Annotated in this window: 19 protein-coding genes; 15 read left to right on the plus strand and 4 right to left on the minus strand. The window is 71.1% G+C overall.

All coding sequences use genetic code 11. The features are described from left to right. The first annotated feature begins 554 nt into the window (after positions 1-554). The 15 genes from mihF to rpe all read left to right on the plus strand — a co-directional run bounded on the left by mihF (position 555) and on the right by rpe (position 17,091). Positions 555-878 carry an integration host factor, actinobacterial type gene (mihF, locus tag KIK09_RS55280; protein WP_214327604.1) on the plus strand — a complete coding sequence of 108 codons (324 nt, stop codon included), beginning with the start codon at positions 555-557 and terminating at the stop codon, positions 876-878. 100 nt (positions 879-978) lie between these two features. Then, positions 979-1,587: a guanylate kinase gene (gene gmk / locus KIK09_RS55285; RefSeq protein WP_214327605.1), complete on the plus strand. Its 609-nt coding sequence runs from the start codon at positions 979-981 to the stop codon at positions 1,585-1,587. 5 nt (positions 1,588-1,592) lie between these two features. After that, entirely contained in the window at positions 1,593-1,862 is a 270-nt protein-coding gene (rpoZ, locus tag KIK09_RS55290) for a DNA-directed RNA polymerase subunit omega (RefSeq protein WP_214327606.1), read from the plus strand. Between the two features lie 8 nt (positions 1,863-1,870). Next, positions 1,871-3,067 carry a bifunctional phosphopantothenoylcysteine decarboxylase/phosphopantothenate--cysteine ligase CoaBC gene (coaBC, locus tag KIK09_RS55295; protein WP_214327607.1) on the plus strand — a complete coding sequence of 399 codons (1,197 nt, stop codon included), beginning with the start codon at positions 1,871-1,873 and terminating at the stop codon, positions 3,065-3,067. Positions 3,068-3,287: 220 nt separating this feature from the next. Then, positions 3,288-3,656 carry a hypothetical protein gene (locus tag KIK09_RS55300; RefSeq protein WP_214327608.1) on the plus strand — a complete coding sequence of 123 codons (369 nt, stop codon included), beginning with the start codon at positions 3,288-3,290 and terminating at the stop codon, positions 3,654-3,656. A gap of 109 nt (positions 3,657-3,765) precedes the next feature. Then, a complete protein-coding gene (gene metK, locus KIK09_RS55305; RefSeq protein WP_214327609.1) occupies positions 3,766-4,953 on the plus strand; it encodes a methionine adenosyltransferase in 1,188 nt (395 codons plus the stop codon). A 313-nt stretch (positions 4,954-5,266) separates the two neighbouring features. Next, a complete protein-coding gene (locus KIK09_RS55310) occupies positions 5,267-6,691 on the plus strand; it encodes an ATP-binding protein (RefSeq protein WP_214327610.1) in 1,425 nt (474 codons plus the stop codon). A gap of 461 nt (positions 6,692-7,152) precedes the next feature. Then, positions 7,153-9,579: a primosomal protein N' gene (locus tag KIK09_RS55315; RefSeq protein WP_308164859.1), complete on the plus strand. Its 2,427-nt coding sequence runs from the start codon at positions 7,153-7,155 to the stop codon at positions 9,577-9,579. Positions 9,580-9,628: 49 nt separating this feature from the next. Continuing rightward, a complete protein-coding gene (locus tag KIK09_RS55320) occupies positions 9,629-11,107 on the plus strand; it encodes a hypothetical protein (protein WP_214327612.1) in 1,479 nt (492 codons plus the stop codon). A 38-nt stretch (positions 11,108-11,145) separates the two neighbouring features. Beyond that, a complete protein-coding gene (locus KIK09_RS55325; RefSeq protein WP_214327613.1) occupies positions 11,146-12,501 on the plus strand; it encodes a hypothetical protein in 1,356 nt (451 codons plus the stop codon). A gap of 29 nt (positions 12,502-12,530) precedes the next feature. Continuing rightward, positions 12,531-13,079, plus strand: a complete 549-nt coding sequence (gene def / locus KIK09_RS55330; protein ID WP_214327614.1) for a peptide deformylase — start codon at positions 12,531-12,533, stop codon at positions 13,077-13,079. 2 nt (positions 13,080-13,081) lie between these two features. Then, entirely contained in the window at positions 13,082-14,008 is a 927-nt protein-coding gene (gene fmt / locus KIK09_RS55335; RefSeq protein ID WP_214327615.1) for a methionyl-tRNA formyltransferase, read from the plus strand. Next, entirely contained in the window at positions 14,005-15,492 is a 1,488-nt protein-coding gene (locus tag KIK09_RS55340) for an RsmB/NOP family class I SAM-dependent RNA methyltransferase (RefSeq protein ID WP_308164860.1), read from the plus strand. Before fmt ends, KIK09_RS55340 begins: the two co-directional genes overlap by 4 nt. A gap of 36 nt (positions 15,493-15,528) precedes the next feature. After that, positions 15,529-16,425 (plus strand): phosphatase PAP2 family protein, encoded by an 897-nt coding sequence (locus tag KIK09_RS55345; RefSeq protein ID WP_214327616.1) that lies wholly within the window; start codon positions 15,529-15,531, stop codon positions 16,423-16,425. A gap of 12 nt (positions 16,426-16,437) precedes the next feature. Continuing rightward, on the plus strand, positions 16,438-17,091 hold the full coding sequence (rpe, locus tag KIK09_RS55350) for a ribulose-phosphate 3-epimerase (RefSeq protein ID WP_214327617.1): 654 nt from the start codon (positions 16,438-16,440) through the stop codon (positions 17,089-17,091). 88 nt (positions 17,092-17,179) lie between these two features. Here the strand turns inward: rpe and KIK09_RS55355 are convergent, their stop codons facing one another. Genes KIK09_RS55355 through KIK09_RS55370 form a run of 4 tightly spaced genes read right to left on the minus strand, consistent with a single transcriptional unit; the run spans position 17,180 to position 22,037 of the window. Beyond that, the gene (locus KIK09_RS55355) at positions 17,180-18,214 is read right to left on the minus strand and encodes an ABC transporter ATP-binding protein (protein ID WP_214327618.1); all 1,035 of its coding nucleotides are present in this window, start codon (positions 18,212-18,214) and stop codon (positions 17,180-17,182) included. Beyond that, positions 18,211-19,218 carry an ABC transporter ATP-binding protein gene (locus KIK09_RS55360; RefSeq protein WP_214327619.1) on the minus strand — a complete coding sequence of 336 codons (1,008 nt, stop codon included), beginning with the start codon at positions 19,216-19,218 and terminating at the stop codon, positions 18,211-18,213. Before KIK09_RS55360 ends, KIK09_RS55355 begins: the two co-directional genes overlap by 4 nt. Then, a complete protein-coding gene (locus KIK09_RS55365) occupies positions 19,218-20,198 on the minus strand; it encodes an ABC transporter permease (RefSeq protein ID WP_214327620.1) in 981 nt (326 codons plus the stop codon). Before KIK09_RS55365 ends, KIK09_RS55360 begins: the two co-directional genes overlap by 1 nt. A 51-nt stretch (positions 20,199-20,249) precedes the next feature. Next, a complete protein-coding gene (locus tag KIK09_RS55370; RefSeq protein ID WP_214327621.1) occupies positions 20,250-22,037 on the minus strand; it encodes an ABC transporter substrate-binding protein in 1,788 nt (595 codons plus the stop codon). Positions 22,038-22,045 lie beyond the last annotated feature (8 nt).

Raw genomic sequence — 22,045 nt, forward strand, 5'->3', positions numbered from 1 at the left:
CGGCACGGCCAGGCGGCGAAGAGGCGCGGTGCGGTCGCGGTGAAGGCGTGGTGCGGACGGCGACGGGCGGTGCGCTCCAGAGGTGAAGGGGCGTGGGCGTGGCGGGGAGGCCGGGTGCGGTCGCGTGGCGAACGGGCGGTGCGCTCCGGAGCGAGGGGATGAGGGCATGGTGGGAGACGGGTGGCAGGAGGGGCTGGAGATCGCCGCGGCGGGTTCGGAGGCGGGGCCTGCCGGGCGGGTTCTCGGTGACGTGCGGTGGGGGCGGCCTGCCGTACGGGAAGTGAGGCCTGCTGGCCCCACACAGTACGGGTTTCGGGCCCTTGCGGGTGGGGGTTTCGGGTTTTGGGGTGGGGGATTGTGAGGAAGTCTCGCGTAGACCGGGGAAGCGGGAAGTGGGAGCGATTTGATCAGCACAATGTAGTTTTACGGACACGCAGAGTGATGAAGTGGATTTTGTGGCGAGAGAAACTGCTCTTGACGTTGCTTAGGTGGCGATGACCAGCTAGTTTCCCCTCTCGTCCGAGTACATCGACAGAAATTCGAGGTGACCCGGCGTGGCTCTTCCTCCCCTGACCCCTGAGCAGCGCGCCGCAGCCCTGGAGAAGGCTGCCAAGGCCCGTAAAGAGCGTGCCGAGGTCAAGAACCGGCTCAAGCATGGCGCGGTTTCTCTGGCTGAGGTGCTCAAGGATGGGCAGACCGATGACGTCATCGGCAAGATGAAGGTGTCGGCCCTGTTGGAATCGCTCCCCGGCGTGGGCAAGGTCCGCGCCAAGCAGCTCATGGAGCGGCTCGCCATTGCCGAGTCCCGCCGCGTGCGGGGTCTCGGTCAGAACCAGAGGGCCTCCCTCCAGCGCGAATTCGGTGGCGACGAGAGCTAATCTCGGTTGCACACACGAGCGCAGGTTCAACGGGGGTAGGAAGTTGACGCAGAAGTCCTGGTCCGACGATGAAAGGGCCCACGAGGCGGTCGGATCGGGAGTGAGAGTCGGCTTCCTGCCTTCGAGCGAGAGGCGGCTGACGGTCCTGTCGGGGCCGTCGGGCGTCGGCAAGTCCACGGTCGTTGCCGAGCTCCGGCGGGCGCACCCTGAGGTGTGGCTGTCGGTCTCGGTGACCACCAGGCGTCCCCGTCCCGGTGAGGTCGACGGGGTCCACTACTACTTCGTAGACGTCGAGGAGTTCGACCGGCTCGCCGAGTCGGGTGAGCTGCTCGAGTGGGCGGAGTTCGCCGGCAACAAGTACGGCACGCCGCGCGAGCCCGTGCTGCGGAAGCTCGGCACGGGAGTCCCCACCGTCCTGGAGATCGATCTCGAGGGCGCCCGCCAGGTACGGCGCAGCATGCCGGAGGCGATGCTGGTCTTCCTCGCCCCGCCGAGCTGGCAGGAGCTGGAGAAGCGCCTGCGCGGCCGCGGCACCGAGCCGGAGGACGTGATCGCCCGGCGGCTGGAGGCCGGCAGGGTCGAGTTGGCGGCCGAGAAGGAATTCGACATCACGCTGGTGAACACGAGTGTCAAAGAAGTGTGCCGCCGGCTGATAGCCTTGATGACTGACCCTCAGGGGGTCACGACAACCACCAACCGAGAGGTCTGACCATCGTGGCAGGCATTGCCCCGGCTGCCGAGGGCATCACCAACCCGTCGATCGACTCGCTGCTCGACATCGTCGACAGCAAGTACTCCCTGGTGATCATGGGTGCGAAGCGGGCGCGCCAGATCAACGCCTACTACTCCCAGCTCGGCGAGGGCCTGCTGGAGTACGTCGGTCCCCTGGTCGAGACGCACGCCCAGGAGAAGCCGCTGTCCATCGCGCTGCGCGAGGTCTCCGAGGGCCTGCTCAACGCCGAGCCCATCGAAGGCGCGGTCTGACCCGCTAGATGAACGTCGTTCTGGGCGTCAGCGGGGGAATCGCGGCCTACAAGGCCTGCGAGCTCCTGCGCCTCCTCACCGAGTCAGGTCATGAGGTGCGGGTCGTTCCCACCCGTGACGCCCTGCGCTTCGTCGGCGAGCCCACCTGGGCCGCACTTTCGCACAACCCGGTCACCACCGAGGTCTTCGAGAACGTTCACGAGGTCCCGCACGTCCGCATCGGCCAGGAGGCCGACCTTGTCGTGGTCGCGCCCGCCACCGCCGACGTGCTGGCCAAGGCTGCCCACGGGCTGGCCGGAGACCTGCTGACCAACACGCTGCTCACCGCCAGGTGCCCGGTCGTGTTCGCCCCGGCCATGCACACCGAGATGTGGGAGCACCCGGCCACCCGCGCCAACGTCGCCACGCTGCGCGAGCGCGGCGCGCTCGTCATCGAGCCCGCCGTCGGCCGCCTCACCGGCACCGACACGGGCCCCGGCCGGCTGCCCGAGCCTGAGGAGATCTTCCAGATCTGTCGGCGCGTGCTGCGCGGCACGCCCCGCGACCTGGCCGGCCGTACCGTCGTCGTCTCCGCGGGAGGCACCCGCGAGCCGCTCGACCCGGTCCGCTACCTCGGCAACCGCTCCTCGGGCCTGCAGGGATACGCCCTTGCCCGTACGGCTGTCGCCAGGGGAGCCGAGGTCGTCCTGATCGCCGCGAACGTCGCGCTGCCCGACCCCGCCGGGGTGAAGATCGTGCGCGTGGAGACCGCCAGGGAACTGCGTGACGCGGTGCTGGCCGCCTCCGCGGACGCCGACGCGGTCGTCATGGCCGCCGCCGTGGCCGACTTCCGGCCCGCCGAGACCCACGACCGCAAGATCAAGAAGACGGACGCGGAGCCCGACCCCATCCATCTGGTGAAAAATCCGGACATCTTGGCCGAGCTGGGGGAGCGCCGCCGCGCCGCGGGCGCGGCGACCCCGCGGGTGATCGTGGGGTTCGCCGCCGAGACCGACGACGTGCTGGCCAACGGGCAGGCCAAGCTCGCCCGCAAGGGATGCGACCTGCTCGTCGTCAACCAGGTCGGCGCCGACCTGGCCTTCGGCAAGCCGGACAACGCCGCGACCGTGCTGGTCGCCGGGGGAGAGCCGGTCGAGGTGCCGCGGGGTCCGAAGGAGGATCTGGCGGACAGGGTGTGGGATCTGGTGGCCGCCCGCCTCGGGTGATGAAGCGCTCCGAGGGGTTCACCACGACAGCGGGGGCGGTCGAGGTTTGCGGGGTGCGACTGTCATGGTCCGTATCGACGCGGGGAACACGGCGGCGGGTGGGTGATTGCCGGGTTCGGCCTGTAGAGCGGGCCACGCGGAGGAGCGCGCCCATTGAATCGTGATCACTTCTTGCGGCATTTCCGTCACCTGCGGATACTTAGCGACGAAGGGGGACGGAATGCCGGTGAGTTCCGCAGTCAGGGAGCGTTGCAGAACGTTCGTCGGTCACCAGGGTGATATCCGTTACGTCTTTCCCGCGGCTTCCGCCGGGCCGCCGGGAACGGCCAACTTCCTCATCGTGGTCACCGACACGGCCATCTCGGTGCTGGCCACCAGGATGCTGAGAAGCGATCGCCCGATCTCGGTCTACGCCACGTACCCGCGCGAGACCCGGCTCGGACCGATCATCCAGGCCCCTGGACCCGTCATCGAGCTGGGCCCGATGACCTTCGAGTTCGACGACGAGTACGCGGCCGTCGTGTCCGCCGCCGACGCGGAGGTCTTCGCGCCGGAGACACTCCCACCGGATCCACTTCCTGAGCTCTAACCGACGTGTGGTTTCGCGACCTGGGGGCCGGTAGGGCTAGACTTCGGCGAGACCTTGGGATCTCAAGGTCGCACATCCGTCAGCAGCCGCTGCATGAGGAGCCACTGAGTTGTCACGTCGCCTGTTCACCTCCGAGTCGGTCACCGAAGGCCACCCGGACAAGATCGCCGACCAGATCAGTGACGCGATTCTCGACACCATGCTCAAGGATGACCCCAAGAGCCGGGTCGCCGTCGAGACGCTGATCACTACCGGCCAGGTCCACGTCGCGGGCGAAGTGACGACCGAGACCTACGTCGACATCCCCGGCGTCATCCGCGAGAAGATCCTCGAGATCGGCTACGACGCCTCCCACAAGGGCTTCGACGGCGCCTCGTGCGGCGTGTCGGTGTCCATCGGCGCGCAGTCGCCCGACATCGCCCAGGGCGTCGACGACGCCTACGAGCACCGCGAGCAGGGCGTCGTCGACGAGCTCGACCGCCAGGGCGCCGGTGACCAGGGCCTGATGTTCGGCTACGCCTGCCGCGAGACGCCCGAGCTGATGCCGCTGCCGATCACGCTGGCCCACCGCCTGGCCCAGCGCCTGGCCGAGGTCCGCAAGAACGGCACCGTGCCCTACCTGCGCCCCGACGGCAAGACCCAGGTCACCATCGAGTACGACGGCGACAAGCCCGTCCGCCTCGACACCGTGGTCGTCTCCACGCAGCACGCCGCGGAGATCGACCTGAAGGAGATGCTGACGCCCGACATCAAGGAGCACGTGGTCGACCCCGTGCTCGCGGGCCTCGACATCCAGACCGAGGGCTACCGGCTGCTGGTCAACCCGACCGGCCGCTTCGAGATCGGCGGCCCGATGGGCGACGCCGGCCTGACCGGCCGCAAGATCATCATCGACACCTACGGCGGTATGGCCCGCCACGGTGGCGGTGCCTTCTCCGGCAAGGACCCGTCCAAGGTGGACCGCTCGGCGGCCTACGCCATGCGTTGGGTGGCCAAGAACGTCGTGGCCGCCGGCCTGGCCGACCGCTGCGAGGTCCAGGTCGCCTACGCCATCGGCAAGGCCCAGCCGGTCGGCCTGTTCGTCGAGTGCTTCGGCACCGAGAAGGTCGAGGTCGAGAAGATCCAGCAGGCCGTACTCCAGGTCTTCGACCTGCGCCCGGCCGCGATCATCCGCGACCTCGACCTGCTGCGCCCGATCTACTCCGAGACCGCCGCCTACGGCCACTTCGGCCGCGAGGGCTTCTCCTGGGAGTCGACCGACCGCGCCGAGGCCCTCCGCACCGCCGCCGGCCTCTAGCAACCCACCACGCGGACGCCGCACCCGCGGCGTCCGCGTGCCCTTTTCCGCCGTACGCGTTGGGATGCCCGCCTGCGGCTTTCCAGTCACCCCGTCGTGCCTGTCGGGACGCCATGCCCCTGCGGCGTCGGCGTGTCGCTTCTGCGTCACCTCGGTCGTGCCCGTCGGGACGCCACGCCCTGCGGTTTGAGGCTTTGGCGTACGGACCTTGGGTGGTCGATGCTGCATTCCATGCGTGGAGTGCGGCATTCGTGTATTTCTGAGCAAGATCCCTATAGCGTGTCCTCCGAGAATGTCGGAGAAGGCGGGAAACATGCGGTGGTCGACCAGCTTCGTGGGTCGCCGCCAGGAGGTCGGTGACGTCCGCCGGATGCTCCAGCGCAGCCGCCTGGTCACCGTCACGGGCCTGGCGGGCTGTGGCAAGACACGGGTCGCCGTACGCTCCGCCCAGCTCATGCGGCGCGCCTTCGCCGACGGCGTCCACGTCGTGGACCTTTCCTGCGTGACCGGCTTCGTATCGCTGGAGCAGGCCGTCGCCCGGGCCGTCGGCTGCCACGGCGACCTGACCGAGTACCTGGCCGACCGGCGCGCCCTGCTCGTCATGGACGACTGCGACCACACCGCCGAACCCTGCTCACAGCTGCTACGGCGACTGCTGCCCGCCGCGCCAGGCCTGCACGTCCTGGCGACCGGCAGGCAGACCCTGCGCGTGCCCGGCGAGCACACGGTCGTCATCAGACCCCTCGCGGTCCCGCACACCGGCTGCGGCCCCAGGGAGATGGCCACCGTCGAGTCGGTCGCCCTCCTGCTCGACCGGACCGCCACCGCCTTCACCCTCACCGACGCCAACGCACCCGCGATCGCCGACCTCTGCCGCCGCCTCGAAGGCATCCCCCTGGCCCTCGAACTGGCCGCAGCCCGGCTCCCCGACCACCCCGTAGAGCACCTCCTGCGCACCCTGTCCCGCCACCACCTGCCCGGCCACCCTCCCCGGACTCCTGGACAAGCGCCAGGCAGTCCTCCGGCCCGGAGAGGCCGCCTTGAGGGCCACGGCCTGGGCGGCCAGACGGCTCCGCGTGGAGGTCCGGAGGAGGCGGGTCTGGGAGGCCAGATGGCCCCGCGTGGGGGTCCGGAGGGAGCCGGTCTGGGAGGTCCTACTGACATGCGCCGGGGCCTGGAGGGGTACGGCGCGGGCGGTCAGACGACCATGCGTGGGAGCCAGGAGAGGGATGAGCCGGGCGGTACGGTCGCCAGGGGTCGGGGCCACGGCTTGGGCGGTCAGGCGACTCCGCGTGGGGGCTTGGAGGGGCACGGCGCGGGCGGTCACCGGGGTGCGAGTGATGGCCGGCAGGGGGACGGGCTGGGCGGGCAGTGGGGCAGGAGCCTGGAGGGGCAGGGGCCGGGCGGTCAGAAGGACAGGAGTGCGGGCCTGGCGGGGCGACGGTCCACGGTGTGGGACGCGATCGGGTGGAGTCTTGAGATGTGCTCGCACGAGGAGCGGCTGGTCTGGGGGCGGCTGGCAGTCCTTCCCGGCGCTTTCGAGTTGGACGATGCCGAGCAGATCTGCTCCGGGCACGATCTGCCCGGGGCGGGTGTCGGCTCGGTGCTCGCCGGGCTGGTCCGGCGTTTCCTGGTCGCACGGGAGTACGAGGCCGGCCGTACCGTCTTCCGGATGCCGCGAAGCGTGCGCGAGTTCGCCCTCTCGACCCGTCCCGCCTTGGCACGCGACCACGCCTAGGAACTTCTCGCCCCGGGGACTTCATCGGATCCCCTGCGCCGTGATGGGTCGGTAAGAGCGTCCCCGATTGCTGGGCGTACGGCGCGGCGGGAGCTTTCGAGGAGGGTCACCTGTGGGGTCTCAGGTTGCGGGGTGTACGGCTCGGAGGGGAGCTTTTCGATGAGGCAGCGGGGCGTAGCGCGCGGTGAGGGCTTTCGAGAGTTCATCTGTGGGTCTCGGGTCGCGGAGGGTGCTGCGCGGCGAGGGTTTCGAGGAGGTCGTCTGCGGGGTCTTGGGTTGACAGGTGTTCGGTGGAGGGGGCTCACCTGCGGTGTTCGGGGGGTGTGGGTGTACGGCGCAGCGCGGGCGTTCGTGGGGGCCGGGTCTGGTAGACCTATGGCGTGCCCGAGTCCGACGATGCGCTTCTTCCGCTTTCCGCTGTGCGGCCCGCTTCTGGGGAGCCGGTGGGGAAGGGGGCTCCGGTGCCCGCGGAGGAGCGTCCCGTGGCCAGGGTCGCGGTCGACAATCCGCTTCCGCACCTCGATCGGGCCTTCGACTACCTGGTGCCCGCCTCGATGGACGCGGCCGCGCAGCCGGGGGTGCGGGTCAGGGTGCGCTTCGCGGGGAAGCTCGTGGACGGGTTCCTGCTGGAGCGCGTCGAGGAGAGCGAGCACGCGGGGCGGCTGGCGGCGCTCGAGCGGGTGGTCTCGCCCGAGCGGGTCCTGACGCCGGAGATCGCCGCGCTCGTCCGCGCGGTGGCCGATCGCTACGCCGGCACGTTCGCCGACGTCCTACGGCTGGCCATCCCACCCCGCCACGCCAAAACCGAAGCCGAACCCACCACCCCCATCCCGAACGCACCTCACGCCGCCGGGGTCGTAAGCACTGGCACCGAGGAGACCACGGGCACCGCCGGGCAGGGCTCGGGTGGTGTGGAGTTGGACGCCTCTGCTTCGGAGTCTGTGGGGCCCGTTGTGGTCCCTGGTGTGCCCGCTGGGGGCGTCGCCGGGGCGGGCAGTGTGGGCGCGGAGGAGACCGGGGACAGCGCCGGGCAGATCGTGGACGCCGACGGGCCGGGGAGGGGCGCTGCGGGTCAGGTCGTGGACGTGGCTGGGCAAGGTCCGGGTGCTGTGGGGCAGGTCGTGGAGGCGGCTGGTCAGGGTGCGGGCGCTGTGGGGCAGGGCTCGGGCGCGGGTGGGCAGGGGGCAGGCGCTCGCGAGGCGGGGATGGGCAGTGGTTCTGGCGCCCCGGCTGGGGGGATTGGCGAGTCCTTGAGGGGGGGTGGTGTGGAGCGTGGGCCTGTGGGGGTGGCTTGGGGGGAGTATCCCAATGGGGGGTCGTTTTTGGAGGCGTTGGAGGAAGGGCGGCAGCCTCGGGCTGTGTGGTCGGCGTTGCCGGGGGCGCGCGGGTGGGCCAGGCCGGTGGCGGAGGCCGTGCGGGCCACGTTGGACGGTGGGCGGGGGGCCGTGGTCGTGGTGCCCGACGGGAAGGACGTGGCGCTGGCCGATGCCGAGTTCGCCCGGGTGCTGGGGCCGGGCAGGCATGTGGCGCTCACCGCCGATCTGGGACCCGCGGAGCGGTACCGGCGGTGGTTGCGGGTGCTCAGAGGGCAGGTCAGGGCCGTGGTCGGCACGCGGGCGGCCGCGTTCGCCCCGGTCGCGGAGCTCGGGCTGGCGGCCATCTGGGACGACGGTGACGACCTGCACGCCGAGCGGCTGGCCCCCTACCCGCACGCCCGCGAGGTGCTGGCGCTGCGGGCCCACCTGACCGGCGCCGGCATGCTCGTCGGCGGCTACGCCAGGACCGCGGAGGCCACCCAGCTCATCGCCTCCGGCTGGGCCAGGCCCCTGGTGGCCGCCAGGCAGGCGATCAGGGCCGCCGCGCCGCGCGTCAAGCCCGCGGGGGAGGACGCCGAGCTGGCCAAGGACCAGGCCGCCCGCGCCGCCCGGCTGCCCAGCATCGCCTGGCGGGCGCTGCGGCTCGGGCTCGAGAAGGGGCCGGTGCTCGTCCAGGTGCCGCGGCGCGGCTACCTGCCCGCGCTGGCCTGCCAGCACTGCCGCGCCCCCGCCCGCTGCATCCAGCCGCCGACCCGTACGGCGCAGCAGACGGGAGGCGCGCTGCGCCTGGAGGAAAACGCGGGGATGTGCCACGGGCCGCTGGCGCTGCGGAGCGGGCACGCCGTGCCGTACTGCCGGTGGTGCGGCAGGATCGCGGCGTACTGGCGCTGCGAGAACTGCGGCAGCCCCAGGCTGCGGGCCGTGGTCGTGGGGGCCCGCCGTACGGCCGAGGAACTGGGCAGGGCATTCCCGTCGGTGAACGTCCGCACGTCGGGCCGCGACGGCGTGCTGGCCGCGGTGAGCGACGCCAAGGCGCTCGTGGTGGCCACGCCGGGGGCCGAGCCGGTGGCCGAGGGAGGCTACGCGGCGGCCGTACTGCTCGACGGGTGGGCGCTGCTCGGCAGGGCCGACCTGCGCGCGGCCGAGGAGGCCGTGCGGCGCTGGATGAACGCGGCGGCCCTGCTCAGGCCGGCCGCCGAGCTGGTGGTGCTGGCCGATGCGACGCTCCCGGCGGTGCAGGCCCTGCTGCGCTGGGACCCGATCACCCACGCGGAACGCGAGCTGGCCGACCGCGCCGAGCTGGGGTTCCCGCCCGCCGTCAGAATGGCGACGCTGACCGGCGCCGCGAGCGCGGTCAGGCAGATGCTGGACGAGCTGCGCCTGCCCCCGGCAGCGCAGGTGCTCGGCCCGGTGCCCGTCGACGAGTCCGGCCAGGAACGTGCCATGATCCGCGTGGCGCGCGGCGGCGGGGCGGCGCTGGCGTCCGCACTCAAAGGGGCCACCGGGGTGCGTGCGGCCAGAAAGACGCCAGATGTCGTGAGGGTCAGTGTGGACCCTCTCGACCTGATTTAGACGTTATCCCCGATTCGCTCATCTGGTGGTCAGCCGTTAGCGTCTCCCTGTGTCGATCGAATGGGTGAACCGGGCCATCGACGACCTGCGCGCTTGGGGGAGGGCGCGGGACGTCGAGGTCGACGCGGACGAAGTCCGCCTGCTCTGCGACTACGCCAGCGACTACCTCAACGTCGACGAGCTGGGCGACTTCACTCCGGAGACCTTCGACGAGCTGCTGCTGTCCATCTATCCGCGCAAGGTGATCGCGCCGCCGGAGAGCGCGCCCGAGACCGTCGCCGCGGCCCGCACCCTGGTCGATTTCCTGCAGGAGACCGGGAGCGTGGACGAGGCGACCGCGGCGGCGATGCGCGAGCGGCTGGCCGACATCGAGGTGCGGATGCCCGCCGCGCTGGCCGACGAGGCGAACTTCGGCATGGCCAAGAGCCTGTTCAGCTCCATCGGGCCGGAGTCGCTCGAGCAGTCGGTCGCCATCCCCTCGGGCGAGGTGCCCGACCTGGGCGAGGCGCCGTGCGACTGCCCCGGCTGCACGCCTTTGCCCGCCGTACGGCTGGCGCCGCGCGAGGAGCTGGTGGCGGCGCTCGGGATCGTTCCGCTCCTGGCGGAACCGGGGGCGCTCAGCGGCCTGCCCGAGGGCGGCGACCCGCTCGACAGGTGGGCCCGCACGGTGAGCTTCCTGGTCGAGCACGACACGGACGGCGCGATCACCGGCTCGCCGGAGCTGGACGACGAGCTCTACGACGTCCTCGACATGCTCTACCGGCTCCAGGTGCGCGTCCCCGTGTCGGTCGTCGGCGACTACCTGGACCAGCTGGCCGAGGACGAGGTGGACGGCGAAGTCGTCGCCGGCAGGCTGGCCTGGTGCGGCCTGGTCGACCTCGACGAGGACACGGTCGGGCTGACCCCGCTGGGCGTGTGGGGCATGCGCGAGCACTACCTGGCGCTCGGCCTGGAGGCGCCCGAGGCGGGCGACCTGGCCGAGGCCGACGCCACCGGGCTCATCGAGGGGCTGCTCGAGGGCGTGCCCACCGAGGTGGCCGAGGACGACATCGGCCGCTGGCTGGCCATTCGCGACCCCGGCGCGGCGGCGGCCGAGCTGCTGGCGGCCGCCTCTGGCGCGCCGGCCGTGGCGCGCGGCATCGCGATCACCATCGTCGACCGGCTCGGCTCCGAGGCGGAGGACCAGGTCCGCGCCGGCCTGGAGGACCAGGAGCTGCGCCCGCACGCCATCCACTGGCTCACCGCCAGGGGCCTGCGCGCCCCGCAGCTGACCCAGGAGGAGCTGCTGTGGGTCAGCGTGGACATGCTCGCGCTGGCCATGCCGGGGGCCGAGGAGGACCCGGAGGTGTTCGCCGAGAACATATCCGCCTCCGGCCCGCCCGCCCACCTGATCGAGGAGATGTGGCGGGTCGACCATCCCGACGTGGTCGAGGTTCTCGAGCTGCTCGGACGCTCCGTTCCTGACGGTACGGTAGCCAAGGCGGCCCGCAAGGCGGCGTTCAAAGCACGCTCCCGTGCCATCGGATGAGTACATTCCTGTGACTGGTGTGCAGTAAGTTTTCGTGGGTGGCCAACAACGTCTTCGACCTCGCCGAGCTGCGCAAGCTGATCGATGAGCAGGCCGAGGTGCCCGTCCGGGTCCCGGTGGACCGGGAGGCGCTGACGTTCCCCCCCGTGCTCCTCGCCCCCGACGCCGAGCTGGCCCGCCAGGTGCCCGCGGTGCCCCTGGTGGCCGACGCGATCCGGCTCGCCACGTGGACCGGATCCCGCGCCGTGACGAGCGAGGGATTCCTGCCCGAGCCCGACGCCGCCGCGGCGGCCAAGGAGCTCGGCGTGATCCCGTCCCGGCTGCGCCTGGTCTGGATCGTCGCCGTCAACACCGGGCTGCTGCGCATCCAGCGCGGCACCGCCTCGCGCGGCCCGCTGTCCCCCCAGCTCACCGTCGAGGCCACGCTGGAGTTCTGGGACGGCGTCGTCATGGACGTGCTCGACCGCGCCGACACCGGCCTGACGGGCTCCGCCGTGGTCGACGGCCATCTTGCCGAGATGCTGGCCACGGTCTACTCGGTGCGTTCCGGTGTCGCCATCGCCAACCTGGCGCGCGGCCTGCTTCAGTCGCACGAGGTGGCCTGCAACCCGGGCCAGGCCACGATGCGCCGCCTGGCCGCCACGCTCCCCTCCGAGCTGCTCGAGGCGCTGTCCCTGCTGACGTACTGCGGCCTGGTCGCGCAGACCGCCGCCGGCCGTACCGCGCTCACCCCGCTGGGTGTCTGGGCCGTCCGGCGCGACCTGCTGCGCGAGGGCCACGACGCGCCGACCGCGGCCGAGGTGGAGGTCTTCGCCGACCTGACCGCCGAGCAGCTGGTGGAGGAGCTGGTCAAGGGCACCGCCACGCAGAGCGCCGTCGCGGGCTGGCTGGAGCGCCGCCCGCCCGAGCAGGCAGCCGCCGACCTCATCCAGATCGCCGCTTCCGGTACGGCGGGCCAGCGCGGCGCCGTGGGCGCCGTCCTGGAGGAGCTGGGCCCCGAGGCGGAGTCACCCCTGCGCCAGGCGCTGGACCTGCCGCTGATGCGCCGCTACGCCGCCTCCTGGCTGCACATCCGCGACCTGCAGGCGCCCGCGCTCAGCCCCGACGACCACACCTGGATCGCGGTCGACTCCCTGGCGGCGCTGCTGCACATGTCCGGCCAGGGCGCGGCCAGGATGGACCCGCACGAGCCCGGCGAGGACCTGATCAAGCTGGTGGCCGAGATGCCGGGCGTCGGCCACCCCGACACGATCGCCGTGCTCGACATGCTGGCCACCGCGCACGACGACGAGGCCGTGGTCAAGGCGGCGCGCAAGGCCGCGATGAAGGCCCGCTCGCTGGCCCACCTCGCGCCAGGCCCGGACGAGGCCCGGGGCTCCACTAAACTGAGGTGATCCCCATGCCCGTACGAACGGAGTGACCCTTGGCCATCCAGCCGATCCGGCTGTTCGGAGACCCGGTGCTGCGCACCCCGGCGGCCCCCGTCGTCGACTTCGACAAGGAGCTCCGCAAGCTGGTCAAAGACCTGACCGACACGATGATGGACGCGCCCGGCGCGGGCCTGGCGGCCCCGCAGATCGGCGTCGGCCTGCGCGTGTTCACCTACTACGTCGACGACCAGCTCGGCCACGTGATCAACCCCGACCTCGACCTGTCCAGCGACCTGGACGAGGAGGGCGAGGAGGGCTGCCTGTCCTTCCCCGGCCTGTCGTTCCCCACGCCGCGCTCGATCGGGGCGGTGGCCAAGGGTTTCAACATGCACGGTGAGCCGGTCGTGCTCGAGGGCACCGACCTGATGGCGCGCTGCTTCCAGCACGAGACCGACCACCTCGACGGCATCCTGTTCATCGACCGGATGGATCCCAAGCAGCGCAAGCTGGCCATGAAGGCCATCCGCGAGGCGGAGTGGAGCGGCCTGGCCGCCCCCACCGTCAAGTACTCCCCGCACGTCACCGGCGGGAAGGCGCTCTAGCCATGCGCCTGGTCTTCGCGGGCACGCCCGACACCGCGCTGCCGTCGCTGCGCACGCTCATCGACTCGCCGCGCCACGACGTGGTCGCCGTCGTCACCCGCCCCGACGCGCAGTCGGGCCGCGGGCGCAAGGTCCACCCCTCGCCGGTCGCCGAGCTGGCCGAGGAGTCGGGCATCGAGATCCTGCGCCCGGCCAAGGTGGGCGATCTCGCGTTCCTCGACCGGCTGCGGGAGCTGGAGCCCGACGTCTGCCCGGTGGTGGCCTACGGCGCGTTGCTGCCGCAGTCGGCGCTCGACGTGCCGCGCGTGGGCTGGGTCAACCTGCACTTCTCGATCCTGCCCGCCTGGCGCGGCGCCGCGCCCGTCCAGCACGCCATCCTGCACGGCGACGAGATCACCGGCGCGTCCACGTTCCAGATCGTCAAGGAGCTCGACGCGGGCCCCGTCTACGGGGTCGTCACCGAGCAGATCAAGCCCGGCGACACCAGCGGCACGCTGCTCGAACGCCTGTCGGTGTCGGGCGCCGAGCTGCTCGCGGCCACGCTCGACGGCATCGAGGACGGCACGCTCGAGGCCCGGCCCCAGCCGGGCGACGGCGTCACCATCGCGCCCAAGATCACCGTGGAGGACGCCAGGGTCGACTGGAGCGCGCCCGCGATGCGCGTCGACCGCCTCGTGCGCGCCTGCACCCCCAACCCGGGCGCGTGGACCGAGTTCCGCGGTCAGCGGCTCAAGCTCGGCCCCGTACGGTCGGCCTCCGACGCGTCGCTGCGTCCGGGGCAGATCGCGGCCACCAAGACGTCCGTGCTCGTGGGCACCGCCACCGGGCCGGTCGAGCTGAGCGACGTGCAGCCGCAGGGCAAGCGGCTGATGAGCGCCGTGGAGTGGGCACGCGGGGTGCGCCCCGGCGACGAAGATCGGTTCGCGTGAGCCAGGGACATGACGGCGTGAGCCGTACCGGCGACAGTGGTCGTGGCGCGGGCGAGAGGCGAGGCCGTTCCGGCGGTCAGGCCGGTGGCGGTGGCGGCCGTACCGGCGGTCAGGGCGGTGGCGGTCGTTCCGGGCGGCCGGGGCCGCGGCGTGACGAGGCGCGGAACGCCGCCTACGACGTGGTCCGGGCCGTCGACGAGCGGGACGCCTTCGCCAACCTGCTGATGCCGCGGCTGCTGCGCGACCGGCGGCTGCGCGGGCGCGACGCGGCGCTGGCCACCGAGCTGGCCTACGGGACGCTGCGCGGGCTCGGCACATACGACGCGATCATCGAAGTCTGCACCGACCGGGCGCCCGACCCCGACGTGCGCGACGCGCTGCGGCTCGGCGCGCACCAGCTGCTGCGGATGCGCGTCCCGCCGCACGCCGCCGTCGGCACCACCGTCGACCTGGTACGGCTGCGCATCGGGCACGGAGCGGCCAAGTTCGTCAACGCCGTGCTGCGCAAGATCGCGGCCCGCTCGCTGGACGAGTGGATCCCGATCGTGGCGCCCAGCGACCCGACCGGCCGCCTCTCGATCGCCCACAGCCATCCGCGCTGGATCGTGGACGCTTTCCGCGACGCGCTGGGCGGCGACGAGGAGGAGACCGCCGAGCTGCTCGACGCCGACAACACCCGCCCGCTGGTGACGCTGGTCGCCCGGCCTGGCCGCAGCACCGTCGAGGAGCTGGAGGACGCGGGCGCAGAACGGGGACGGTACTCGCCCTACGCCGCCTACCTGCCCGAGGGCGACCCCGGCCAGATCAGGGCCGTGGCCGACTACCGGGCCGCGGTGCAGGACGAGGCCAGCCAGCTCGTCACGCTCGCGCTGGCCAGGGTCCCGATCAAGGGGTCGGGCGCGCCCTGGCTCGACATGTGCGCGGGCCCCGGCGGCAAGGCCGGGCTGCTGGACGCCATCGCCGCTTACGGCGACCCCGAACAGGGCTTCCCTGGCGGCGACCAGCTGCTCGCCTCCGACGTGCAGTACCACCGGGCGCGCCTGGTCTGGGAGACCACCCGCGAGGCCGTGGTGATCACCGCCGACGGCACCGAGCCCGCCTGGCGGCCGGGCACGTTCGAGCGGGTCATGCTCGACGCGCCCTGCACCGGGCTGGGGGCGCTGCGGCGCAGGCCCGAGGCGCGCTGGCGCAGGGATCCCGCGAGCGTGGCCGAGCTGGGCGTGCTGCAGCGCCGCCTGCTGGGCACCGCGCTGGACGCGCTGCGCCCCGGCGGGGTGGCGGCCTACGTCACGTGCTCGCCGCACCTGGCGGAGACCCAGGTCGTGGTCGGCGACGCGCTGCGGCACCGGGGAGACGTGGAGCAACTGGACGCCCGCGAGTACCTGCCCGAGGTCGACGACCTCGGCGAGGGCCCGCACGCCCAGTTCTGGCCGCACAGGCACGGCACCGACGCCATGTTCCTCGCTCTCCTGCGCAAGCGCTAGCTTGGTTGGCGGGCCCGGATAGGGCACGATGGCCGGGTGGACTTACTGGAGGGCCTGCACCAGGCCGAGCTCGGCCCCATCCGGTGGCTCCAGGGGCTGCCCGGCGTGTTCCTGCCCGTGATGCAGGCCCTGTCGGCCTTCGGCACCGACTCGTTCTTCCTGCTGGTGCTGCCCGCCGTGTACTGGTGCGTCAGCCCGCGGCTCGGGCTCAGGCTTGGGCTGACCGTGCTGGCCGCCGCCGGCACGAACGCGATACTCAAGCTGGCCTTCCACCAGCCTCGGCCGTACTGGATCGACCCGGGGGTCCGGCCGCTGGCGCTGGAGAACACGTACGGCCTGCCGTCAGGCCACGCTCAGGTGGCCGCCGCCTCGTGGGGCCAGGTCGCGCGCATCGCGAGCCGGCGGGGGGCGTGGTGGGCGTTCGGGGTGCTGACGTTCCTCGTCGGGCTGTCGCGGGTGTATCTGGGCGTGCACTTCGTGTCGGACGTGGTCGCCGGGTTCGCATGCGGGCTGGCCGTACTGCTGCTGGTGGTCAAGCTGGAGGAGCCCGCGACGGCGTGGTGGCTGCGGCGGCCGTTGTGGGCGCAGCTCGTGGCGTCGGCCGTCCTGCCGGGGGCGTTGATCGGCCTGGCGGCGTTGTTCCATGGCTCGGCGACCGTGGTGGCGATGGCCGGCGGGCTCTTCGGGACGCTGGCCGGGGCGTCGCTGATGAACCGGCTCGGCTGGTTCGACGCGGGCGGGCCGGTGCGGCTGCGTGTGGCGCGCTGGCTGGTCGGATCGGCCGTGGCGGGGCTGCTGTGGTACGTCACGCGGCATATCACCAGTGACCTGCTGCTGTTCGCCAGGTATGCGGTGATCGCACTGTGGGTGCAGGCGGGCGCCCCCGTGGCGTTCATCAGGCTCGGTCTCATGCCTCGCCGGGCCGTTCAATAGACTCGCTGCATCATGGCCGTACAGATCTCGCCCAGCATCCTGTCCGCCGACTTCGCCCGGCTCGCCGATGAGGCCGCCGCCGTGCCGAACGCCGACTGGCTGCACGTGGATGTCATGGACAACCACTTCGTCCCCAACCTCACCCTCGGGCTGCCCGTCGTCGAGTCCCTGCGCAAGGCGACCTCGACGCCGCTCGACTGCCACCTCATGATCGAGGATCCCGACCGGTGGGCGCCCGCCTACGCCGAGGCCGGCGCCGGCAGCGTGACCATCCACGCCGAAGCCGCCAAAGCCCCGATCAGGACGCTGCGCCAGCTCCGCTCGCTCGGCGCCCGCGCCGGCCTCGCCCTCAACCCCGGCACGGCCATCGAGCCCTACGAGGGGCTGCTGAGCGAGGTGGACATGCTGCTGCTCATGACGGTCGAGCCGGGCTTCGGCGGGCAGAAGTTCCTCGACCTCGTCCTGCCCAAGATCCGCCGCGCCCGGCACCTCGTCGACCGCCACGGCGGCGACATCTGGCTCCAGGTCGACGGCGGCGTCACCGCCGAAACGATCGAACGCTGCGCCGACGCGGGCGCCGACGTCTTCGTCGCCGGCAGCGCCGTCTACGACACCCCCGACCCGGCCGCCGCCATCGACAACCTCCGCGCCAAAGCCACCCGGTAGCCCTCTTCTTCACGTCGTCGAGCGGCTTGTCCTGTCCTGTACGGCAAGCCGCCACCACCGGTGCTCGCCGTACGAGGGAAAGTGCTGGTCAGGCCTGGAGGGCCGGGTCGAGGACCACGTCGGTGCCTTGGGTGGTGGGGTCTTCGGGGAAGTGGCAGGCGGTGAGGTGGCCGTCGTGGTTGCCCGTGAGCTGGATGAGGGGCGGTTCCTCCGTGGCGCACTTGTCCTGGGCCTTCCAGCAGCGCGTGCGGAAGCGGCAGCCCGAGGGCGGGTTGATCGGTGAGGGCACGTCGCCCGCCAGGCGGATGCGCTCGCGGGCCGGGGCTTCGATGTCGGCGTCCGGCACGGCCGACAGCAGCGCGTGCGTGTAGGGGTGGCGCGGCCGCTCGTACAGAGAGTCCCTGTCGCCGATCTCGACGATCTTGCCGAGGTACATGACGGCGACGCGCTGCGAGAAGTGCCGCACCACCGCCAGGTCGTGGGCGATGAACAGGAACGCGATGCCCATGTCCCGCTGCAGTTGCTGCAGCAGGTTGATGACCTGCGCCTGGATGGAGACGTCGAGCGCCGAGACCGGCTCGTCCGCGACGATCAGCTTGGGCTGCAGTGCCAGGGCGCGGGCGACGCCGATGCGCTGGCGCTGGCCGCCGGAGAACTCGTGCGGGAAGCGGTTGTAGTGCTCCGGGTTGAGCCCGACGATCTCCAGCAGCTCCCTGGCGCGGGCCTCGCGGCCGCCGGGCGGGTTGATGTCGTTGATGTCCATCGGGCCGCGGATGATCGAGCCGACCGTCTGCCGCGGGTTGAGCGAGGAGTACGGGTCCTGGAAGACCATCTGGATCTCGGGCCTGATCGGCTTGAGATCGCGGCGGCTCGCGTGGCTGATGTCCCGGCCCTGGTAGAGGACCTTGCCGCCGGTCGGCTCGAGCAGGCGGGCGGCCACCCGGCCCGTGGTCGACTTGCCGCAGCCCGACTCGCCCACCAGGCCGAGCGTCTCGCCCTCGTGCACGGTCAGGTCGATGCCGTCCACCGCGTGGACCGCGCCGACCTGGTGCTTGAACAGGAAGCCACCTCTGACCGGGAAGTGCTTCACCAGGCCGGACAGCTCGAGCAGCTTCTCCGTCACTTGCCTTCCTTTCCTGGGCGGCTGTCCGTCTTCTGCTTCAGCGACAGGTAGCACGCGTCGCCGTGGCCGCGGTGCGGGGAGAGCTCTGGCCGCTCACCCTTGCACAGCTCGGGCCCCGCCAGGTGCATGTAGTCGCAGCGCGGGTGGAACGGGCAGCCGGGCGGGACGTTGATCAGGCTGGGCGGTGTCCCGCGGACCGGCTCGAGCGGCAGGTCGACCGTGCGGCGCAGGCTCGGCATCGAGGCGAGCAGCCCCCAGGTGTAGGGGTGGCGGGGCTCGCGCAGCACCTCGCGCATCGTGCCGCGTTCCACCGCCCGTCCCGCGTACATGACCAGCACGTTGTGCGCGGTGTTGGCCACCACGCCCAGGTCGTGCGTGATCAGGATGATCGCCGTGCCCGTCTGCTCCTGCAGGTCGCGTAGCAGGTCGAGGATCTGCGCCTGCACGGTGACGTCCAGGGCCGTGGTGGGCTCGTCGGCGATCAGCAGGCCCGGGTCGCACACCAGCGCCATCGCGATCATCGCGCGCTGCCGCATGCCGCCGGAGAACTGGTGCGGGTAGTCGTCCACGCGGATCTTCGGCTGCGGGATGCCGACCCGGTCCAGCATCTCGATGGCCCTGTCGCGGGCGGTCGACTTCGACACGCCCTTGTGCTTGCGGTAGACCTCGGCGATCTGCGCGCCCACGGTGTGGTACGGCGACAGCGAGGTCAGCGGGTCCTGGAAGATCATCGCGATCTGGTTGCCGCGCAGCCGCTCCATCGTGGTGCGCGGCGCGCCGAGGAGCTCCTGGCCGTCGTGCCTGATGCTGCCGGAGATCTGCGCGGTCTCCCTGTTGTGCAGGCCGAGGATGGCCAGGTTCGTTACCGACTTGCCCGAGCCGGACTCGCCCACGATGCCGAGCGTGGTTCCCCGCTCGACCTCGAACGACAGGCCGTCCACCGCGTGGACGACGCCGTCCTCGGTGTGGAAGTCGACGGTGAGATCGTTGACCTCGAGGAACATCAGCTCAGCCTCACGCGTGGGTCGATGACGGCGTACAGGGCGTCGACGATGACGTTCATCACCACGATCGCGGCCGCCGCCAGGACCACGGTGGCCATCAGCATCGGCAGGTCGGAGTAGGTGACCGCGCGCACCGACAGGCGTCCGATGCCCTGGATGCCGAACGTCGTCTCGGTGATGATGGCGCCGCCGATCAGCGTTCCCAGGTCGACGCCGAAGATGGTGATGATCGGCGTGAGGGTGCCGCGCAGCGCGAAGCGCAGGATGACGGTGCGCGCCGGCATGCCCTTGGCCCTGGCGGTGCGGACGTAGTCCTCGCTGAGGTTCTCGACCATGGTGGAGCGGGTCATCCTGGTGTAGTTCGCGGTGAAGATGATCGCCAGCACGATCCAGGGCAGCAGCAGTCCGGCGAACCAGCCGACGGGATCATCGGTGATCGGCACGTACTTCGGCTGGGCGAAGATGTGGTTCTGGTAAACGAAGAAGTACAGGGCCAGGGTGCCGACGAAGAAGATCTGCACCGAGGCGCCGACCAGCGAGGACACGCTGGCGATCTTGTCCAGGGGCTTGCCCTGCCGCAGGGCGGCGATGATGCCGGTTCCCACGCCGAAGATCAGGAAGATCACCGCCGCGCCGATGGTGAGCGAGATCGTGGCGGGCATCCGGTCGAGGATCGTGTCGAACACCGGCGCCCGGTTGACGAAGGAGTATCCGAGGCAGGGGGCCGGGCAGTGCCCCAGGCCGGGATAGTCGCGGCCGACGACGATGCCGGCCAGCCACGAGACGAACTGCGTCATGAGCGGCTGGTCGAGGCCCAGGTTGTGACGGGCCAGCGCCAGCGTCTCAGGCGGGCAGACCTTGCCGCAGGCCAGCCGGGCGGGGTCGGCGGGGATGGCGAAGAACAGGAAGAAGGTCACCGCGGCGACGACCACCAGGGTGACCAGCGCGCCGAGTGTGCGGCGGGTGAGGAATCGAAGCACGAGGTCTCCATGGGATGCTCCGGGCGCCGGTCAGGCGCCCGGAGCGGCGTGCTACTGCTTGACGAAGATGGTGTTGGGGGAGACGATCCACTGCTGCGGGTCGATCTCCGCACCGCCCACCTTGGAGCCGTGCAGGAGGGTCATGATGTCGTTCTCGGCGACGACCAGCGGAGTGATGGTCTCCTGGATCTTCTTGTCCAGCTCCATCCAGGCCGCGTTGGCCGCGTCGATGTCCGACATCTCGGTGATCTTCTGCATCTCCGTCTTGACGCCCGGGTCATTGAGGTGGGACATGTTCTGCCCGCCGTCGGAGATCGGGCCGAAGATGACCGGCATGACCGTCGAGCCCGACGGCCAGTCGGCGCCCCAGCCGCCCCAGTACAGGTCGAACTGGTTCTTCGTCTGGCTGATCGAGTCGTAGTACGTCTTCCTGTCCAGCGGCTTCGTCACGACCTTGATGCCGGTCTTCTCCAGGGCGTTCTTGATCACCAGGGTGACCTTCTCCTGGGTCGGCGTCTGGTTGTAGGCGTAGACGATGGTCGGCGTCGGGTTGCTCGACTGGGCCAGCAGCTGCTTGGCCTTGTCGATGTCGCCGTCGGGCTTGGACGCCTTCTCGAACAGGTCGTAGGACTGGTAGCCCACGGTGGTGTTCTCGTTGAGGATCGTCGTCGGAAGCGATACGGCCTGCGGGCCGCCCAGGGTCTGCTGGATCTGCTTCGACGGCCACGCGTAGTTGATCGCCTGGCGAACCTTCTGGTCCTTCACCCGGTCGAGGTTGAAGTAGTAGTAGTCACCGTACGGCGACGGGCTCTGCATCCTGCGGTCGGTCAGGCTGTCGTCGGTGATCACCTGCTGCAGGCGCTCCGGAGGCGTCCTGGCGTAGAAGGAGAACGCCGTCTGGTCGGGGCCCGCGTCGGCGATGAGCCGGTCGGTGATCTGGAGGGCCTCCTGGCCGAACTCCATCTTCCACGTGTCGGGGTAGGCGCCGCGGATCGGGTCGGTCGCGGGGTCCCACTGCGGGTTGCGCGCCAGCTCGATCGACTTGTCCACCACGTGCGACTTGATGATGTACGGCCCGGACGCCACCGGCTCCTTGTCGTACTTCTCCTTGGTGTCCTTGGCCTTGGGCACGATGCTGTAGCCCGCCATGGCGAAGGCGTAGTTGGCGTCGGCGTGCGCGGTGTTGAACTTGAAGACGATGGTCTTGTCGTCGGGGGTCTCGATGTTGCTGAGTTCCTTGCCGCCGTACGGGCCGGGGTACGCCTTGCGGTAGTTCTCGTTGGTGAGCCACTGCTGGACGTAGCTGGGGCCGAAGGTGATGAACGGGGCGAACATCCGCTCCATCGTCCACTTGACGTCGGCGGAGGTGATCGGGGAGCCGTCCTGCCACTTCACCCCGTCCTTCAGGGTGAACTTCCAGGTCTTGCCGCCGTCGCTCACCGTGCCCGGGTCCGTGGCCAGGTCGCCGACCAGCTTGTAGTCGCCCTTGGCGACCCGCTTGTAGCCGGTCAGGCCGCGGTTGATCAGCAGGCCGAAGTTGGCCTCGGTGTTGACGTAGACCTGGGCCGGGTCGAGGTGCGCGAAGTCGTCACGATCGATCATCGTGACCGTGCCGCCCTTCTGCACGCCGTCGGGCGGAATGGCGGGGCCCTTGGAGTCGTCGGCCGTGCCAAGCGTGATCTTCGGCGGGGTGTACGCCTGGGCTGACGGCTTGGCCGAGGCACCCGTGCTGGCCTGGCCAGTCGGTTGGGCACCCTGGTTACCCGGCGCGCAGGCGCCCACCAACGCCAGCGAGGCCGCGGCCAGAACCGCGAATGCCGACCGTTTGCGGTGTCTCATTTCTCTCC

Origin of the sequence: Nonomuraea sediminis (genome assembly GCF_018531495.1) — a bacterium.
GTDB lineage: Bacteria > Actinomycetota > Actinomycetes > Streptosporangiales > Streptosporangiaceae > Nonomuraea > Nonomuraea sediminis.